The organism is Klebsiella sp. WP3-W18-ESBL-02, from assembly GCF_014168815.1.
GTDB lineage: Bacteria > Pseudomonadota > Gammaproteobacteria > Enterobacterales > Enterobacteriaceae > Kluyvera > Kluyvera ascorbata_B.
The window spans coordinates 1-4,667 of the sequence record NZ_AP021979.1; the positions used below are offsets into that span (position 1 = coordinate 1).

Annotated in this window: 5 protein-coding genes; 1 reads left to right on the plus strand and 4 read right to left on the minus strand. The window is 51.3% G+C overall.

The genetic code is table 11. The annotated features are described in order from the left end of the window. Nucleotides 1-207: 207 nt before the first annotated feature. Complete coding sequence (locus H7R56_RS27470; protein WP_015589619.1) at nucleotides 208-423, minus strand: MbeD family mobilization/exclusion protein; 216 nt, start codon at nucleotides 421-423, stop codon at nucleotides 208-210. 3 nt (nucleotides 424-426) lie between these two features. Next, nucleotides 427-912, minus strand: coding sequence for an MbeB family mobilization protein (locus H7R56_RS27475; protein ID WP_045326458.1), 486 nt, complete (start codon nucleotides 910-912; stop codon nucleotides 427-429). Between the two features lie 250 nt (nucleotides 913-1,162). Between H7R56_RS27475 and H7R56_RS28115 the strand changes: the two genes are divergently transcribed. After that, a complete protein-coding gene (locus H7R56_RS28115; RefSeq protein ID WP_052686166.1) occupies nucleotides 1,163-1,408 on the plus strand; it encodes a hypothetical protein in 246 nt (81 codons plus the stop codon). Between the two features lie 181 nt (nucleotides 1,409-1,589). On the opposite strand, the gene H7R56_RS27485 is transcribed toward H7R56_RS28115, so the two are convergent. Continuing rightward, a complete protein-coding gene (locus tag H7R56_RS27485; RefSeq protein WP_007772081.1) occupies nucleotides 1,590-1,913 on the minus strand; it encodes a MobC family plasmid mobilization relaxosome protein in 324 nt (107 codons plus the stop codon). A gap of 1,059 nt (nucleotides 1,914-2,972) precedes the next feature. Continuing rightward, entirely contained in the window at nucleotides 2,973-4,529 is a 1,557-nt protein-coding gene (locus tag H7R56_RS27490; RefSeq protein WP_045326453.1) for a sensor domain-containing diguanylate cyclase, read from the minus strand. Nucleotides 4,530-4,667 lie beyond the last annotated feature (138 nt).

The following is a 4,667-nucleotide window of genomic DNA, read 5'->3' on the forward strand; positions in this document are numbered from 1 at the left end:
GCGCCAGATAAATTTCACCCGGCTGCATGGCTATGCAGTCGGGTGAATGGCTCCGGCTTTCAGCGCAGATGTCCACCGAAAGCCCCGTTTTATCAGGTTATCACAGTGAAGGGCTGTTATACGTCCGCTGTCGCTGAGATCGCTCCAGCTCCAGCGCTTTCTGATGCTGCACCACGCGCTCCTGCTCCCGGTGCAGCTCGACGGCATTCAGTCGCTCGACAACCGGCGCAGCTGCTCGCTCAAACTCTGCACCTGCCTGCTCAAGCCCGTGACGCGCTCGCTCAGCGCTGCGTTCTCCCGTTGCATAAGACCAGACATCGTCCGCCATTCCGCGAAGGCGCTCTCCCACTCGTCCAGCCTTTTCGAGTAGTCCTGCTGTAGCTGCTCTAATGCGCTCAGCAACTGTTTTTCCAGCTCCGTCATGTGCTATTTCCCCGCCAGTATCATCCAGCTCGAATCCTCTCCGAACCGTCCCGCTTCCGGGTTCACCTTCACGCAGCGGCGTCTCTGCTCGCCGCAGGTCGAGAGCTGCACGCCGCTGTTCCTCTCTGACAGCATGGCCTGCGTGCTCTTCTGCTCCCGGATGGTCGTGTAGTTGTCGAGTATCTGCTGCCCCTGCCACCACAGAATGCCCGCGCTCGAGGCGATCAGCAGCGCGGAGACCAGGACGATGGTCAGCCACGTCTGGCTGACCATGCGCACCATGCCTTTCGTGCGCTGGCTCATGGCTGAGGACAGTTTCCGGTCGTGGTCGAGGATGGCGGCGCTGATTCTCTTCGCGCTTTCGTTCAGTTCCGCTTTTACAGATTTCTCGTGCTCGCTGAATGCGGCTTTCAGCATCTCGCCGGTACTCTGCTGCTGCGCTTTCGATTTCTGCTCTAAGTCCTTCGCCAGCGTTAAAAGACTGTTCATAAATGGCTCCCTTCAGTCGGATGTTTCGCCCCCCGTCCGGGTCGGCAATGCTGATACTGCTTTTTGTGGTGCGGACCACCTCAAAACCTGCGCTTTCCAGCGCCTCAGTGACATCCTGACGGGTTTTCAGCTCCCCGGACGAGGCAAGAGCAAGCAGACCGCGTGTAATCGCTTCTGCAGCCTCCTGCTTCGCTTTAGGCAGTGCAGACGGTGTGACCAGTGCCCGCCGGTTCTCCGGTGCGTTCGGGTCGTGCAGCCCCAGTCTGCCGTTCACGATGGTCTGCCAGGCATCGATGCGTGGACGGTCGGCGCGATCGTAATACGGCTGGAGCCGTCTGCCGGTCAGCAGCTCCGTGTTCGGGATCAGAAAATTCAGCTCAAGCCGCCCCTTGTCACGATGCTCCACCCACAGGATGCTGTACTGGTCTTTATCAAGTCCGGGCATCAGAACCCGCTCAAAGCTTGCCATCAGCTTTTCCCGCTGGCCGGAGGGTAAATCCGCTTCCGCAAACGACAGTACCCCGGAGGTGTATTTCTTAACGTAAGGCGACGCGTCAATCAGCTCCCGGACTTCTTCCGGCTTCCCCTGCAGGACGGTGGCGCCTTCACGCTGCCGGTCTTTACCCAGCAGATAGTCCACCGGCCCGGCGCCACCGCCGCGACCGCGTGGATGAAATTTAACGATCATCGTCCGTTCCTTTCTCAAGAACGGCGTGCCGCAGCCGCTCAAGTCCGGCATCGATGGCCATCAGCGCCGCAACAATCTGCACCCTGTCATGGCCGGTACCGCCGCCGGCGTTAACACGGCGGGCTATCTGGTTCAGGTTATTGCCCATGCCGGCAAGCTGGCGCAGCAGCGCCGGCGAGATTGAGGGAAGCTTTCCGGAACGTGCCGGCTTTTCGTCCAGGCAGGTCTGCCGCATCCACGCTGCCAGCTGCCTGCCGTCGCAGCGCTCAAGCAGCCGCCGGTGCTCGTCCTCCGTCACCCACATGGTGAGCATCTTGTTCCGTTTCTCTGACAAACCGGCCTCCTGATAACGCCGGGACGGGCGGGAAAGCCTTTCCCGGTCGGCGCGGGGTTGGACAAGCCGCAGGCGCGTCAGGCTTTTGGCGGGTTTCGGGGCGCAGCCCTGAACCAGTCACGTAGCGCTAGCGGAGTGTATACTGGCTTACTATGTTGGCACGGATGCGAGTGTCAGTGAAATGCTTCATGTGGCAGGAGAAAAATGCAGCAGCGGAGCGTCAGCAGAATATGTGATACAAGATATATTCCGCTTCCTCGCTCACTGACTCGCTGCGCTCGGTCGTTCGGCTGCGGCGAGCGGTACCGGCTTACAGGCGGGGCGGAAATTTCCTGGGAGATGCCAGGAAGAAGCTTAACAGGGAAGCGATAAGGCCACGGCGAAGCCGTTTTTCCATAGGCTCCGCCCCCCTGACAAGCATCACGAAATCTGACGCTCAAATCAGTGGTGGCGAAACCCGACAGGACTATAAAGATACCAGGCGTTTCCCCCTGGTGGCTCCCTCGTGCGCTCTCCTGTTCCTGCCTTTCGGTTTACCGGTGTCAATCCGCTGTTATGGCCGCGTTTATCTCATTCCACGCCTGACACTCGGTTCCGGGAAGGCAGTTCGCTCCAAGCTGGACTGTATGCACGAACCCCCCGTTCAGCCCGACTACCACGTTGTCCCGGTAACTATCATCTTGAGTCCAACCCGGAACAGACACGAAAAATCGCCAGTGGCGGTAGCCATTAGTAAGAGGATTCACGGAGCGGAGTAGTAGAGTGTTCTACAGAGTTCTTGAAGTGGTGGCCTGACTGCGGCTACACTGGAAGGACAGTTTTGGTACCTGCGCTCCGTGAAAGCCAGTTACCTTCGGAAGAAAGAGTTGGTAGCTCTTGATTCCGGCAAACGAACCACCGTTGGTAGCGGTGGTTTTTTTGTTTGCAGGGCATGAGATTACGACGACATCGAAGGGATAACAAGAGGATCCGCTTCTTGAACCCCCCTCCCCACAAAAAAAAACGGCACACTAGCGCGTAAAGCGTCATCAAAAAAACTCAAATAGCGCTATATACAATCACTTTATTACGCCCCTCTCTCTTAGCTTGATAAAGAGCATCGTCAGCATTTTTCAGCAAAAAATCGATCCCACCAAGAGGATCATCTTGTGTTGCCACACCAGCAGATACGGTGACACGCAAGTTATTAGGGAAAACAGTACGTTCAATAACACTCCTAATACGCTCCGCAACACACTCCGCTGTTACCACAGATGTATTCGGCAGAAAAACAACAAACTCTTCTCCACCAAACCGACAAATAATATCTTCACTACGGCAACAAGACTTAATAATCTGAGCCAAAGAAACAAGCACCTCATCTCCGACCCCATGCCCGAAACTATCATTTATTTTTTTAAAAAAATCAACATCAATAGCAATAACTGAAGCTCCTGCCCCATACTTGTTATTCTGTATTTTAGTTGAAAACCCCAATCTATTGTTCACGCCGGTAAGGGGATCTTTAAGCGCCACCTCATTTAAAGAATCAACCCTTTCCATCATTACCTTAACATGCGTAAAAAGTGCCTTTTTAAGTCGATCAGCTTCGGCATACCAAGCATTGATAGCTTTAATATAAACTAACGAAGCCCCTATATCTTTAGCATTGGTAGATATAGCAAGCTTTTCTAAAGGAAGTGAAATACGGGAGGCAATGAAATATGAAAGAAGTGAAAATGTAATAATTATTACAATTAGCAGAACAAGTACACTTTTAGCATAAGTAATAAGAATAGTAGTCGCGCTGTCAGCATGGCTATAAACCAACACATTCCAAGCAGTATTTTTCATATGAGCATAACCCAGAAGATATCTATTCCCCGAAAAAAAAAATTCCCCCTCACCTCTATCAGACTCCGTTAACTTTGATTTCAAATCATCAGACATAACCATGGGCCGACCAACAGCACTGTTATCGTTATTAAAGATCACAGTTCCATCATCACTAACAATGCTAATTTCAGTGTCGCTCTTGAAAAAATGCCTGCTCAAAACATCGCTAAATAAACTATGTTTTTTTAGATATATAGACCCACCGACATGCCCTATGTAATTGCCATTCTTATCATAAATAGGATGTGACAACAAAATAATCAAATTCCCAGTAACTGATTTGAACGGTGAAGATATGAATGGTTTCTTTTCCTCAATCGCCAATTTGCTGGCACTTGAATTCAAGCGGGTACCAACTAAATCAAGAGATTCTGGCGAAGTCGCCAGAACAACAGCATCATTACTAACAACAAAAACTGAATTAAACATACCAGACTGCAATCTTAACCTATCCGCCTCATCTTTAAGTGAGTCAATATCATTAGTTGATTTTATTTTTTTTGCTCCATATGCTAATTCACCTTGAGCCATTTCAATATAACCACTCATTACATCTGACATTTTCATAGCGTACGATGAATTAGCATCAAGCAAATCTTTTTCTATATTTTCGCGCTGAAAAACCATAATAACGGCAATCAGAAAAATAGAAGTTAACAAAATCCCACCAACGGACAAGGTTATGACTATCGGACGAAGGTGAGGCTTTTTAATTCTCATAAAAATACACTCCATATAATAAAAAATGCCGCATTTACCATAACATCCCTTATCAGCACCGCCCCGGACGGGTTCGGAACAAATGCGGCGTCAGCCCGGTAAAACCGGCAGCAAACTCTCCGCTAAACCGCGCATTCT

Excerpts from the sequence above, each read along its gene's own strand:
- H7R56_RS27470 (WP_015589619.1), bottom strand. The coding sequence starts at position 423 with ATGACGGAGCTGGAAAAACAGTTGCTGAGCGCATTAGAGCAGCTACAG.
- H7R56_RS27475 (WP_045326458.1), bottom strand. The coding sequence starts at position 912 with ATGAACAGTCTTTTAACGCTGGCGAAGGACTTAGAGCAGAAATCGAAA.
- H7R56_RS27485 (WP_007772081.1), bottom strand. The coding sequence starts at position 1,913 with ATGCTCACCATGTGGGTGACGGAGGACGAGCACCGGCGGCTGCTTGAG.
- H7R56_RS27490 (WP_045326453.1), bottom strand. The coding sequence starts at position 4,529 with ATGAGAATTAAAAAGCCTCACCTTCGTCCGATAGTCATAACCTTGTCC.